This window comes from Shewanella hafniensis (assembly GCF_019655335.1).
Taxonomy (GTDB): Bacteria; Pseudomonadota; Gammaproteobacteria; order Enterobacterales; family Shewanellaceae; genus Shewanella; species Shewanella hafniensis.
Window position 1 is genome coordinate 1 of sequence record NZ_BPFD01000195.1, and the last position, 737, is coordinate 737.

The 737-nt window shown below is 45.2% G+C and carries 1 protein-coding gene; it reads right to left on the minus strand.

What is annotated here, in order from left to right:
- On the minus strand, window positions 1-737 hold a 737-nt coding region (locus tag K5Q99_RS21875), incomplete at both ends, for a transposase (protein WP_220778128.1).

Consider the following 737-nt stretch of genomic DNA (forward strand, 5'->3'; position numbering starts at 1 on the left):
CAGTAATCAGTGAGTGCTTGCAGCGTACCCACCGGACCATGAAATAGCTTGCCAAACTCAGTAGTGAGCTTGAGCCAATTGTCATGTGGGATATTTAATCTTGCCAGTAACTTAGCGCTATTTATACTGATTGCCCCACGTTTATCACTTCGAATAATTCGACCTGTATCATCGACCAATTCAAGGTAATCCGATAATAAAAACGCAATGCCATTGGGCTGGTTGTCGCGCTCATTACCGATAAAAGGCAGTAGATTTTTAGGTTGCTCACCTTTTAATGCGGCCCGAATACGCAGCTGAATACTGGTATGGTCGGATTGTTCTGGTGTATCAGCCAGTTGCGCTCTAATAGGATTCAAATCAACATAGGCCATACAAGTTAACACAGCGGCTTCATCGAGCAGGGCTTGCGATTTAAAGCGACCTTCCCAGAAACGACCTGTACAGTTATCTTCTTGATTTGCTTGTCTTGCTATCGGTTCATTAAGGCAGCGCATAAACCATGAAATATCGCATAATCGGCTGCGGTAAATTGCGATTGAATGCTTTAATCTGTGAACTTCATGCGCCTCAACTAACTCACCTTTGGCGAATTTTTGCGTTAATTCATCGCCTTTAAACAGCTTATGCCACTGCTCAAGTACTTCGCGGTCAGTCCAACGATTGGCGCTGTCGACATCGACCCGCAGCACCACATGCAGATGATTGGACATCACTGCAAAGGCCGCCACATCAAT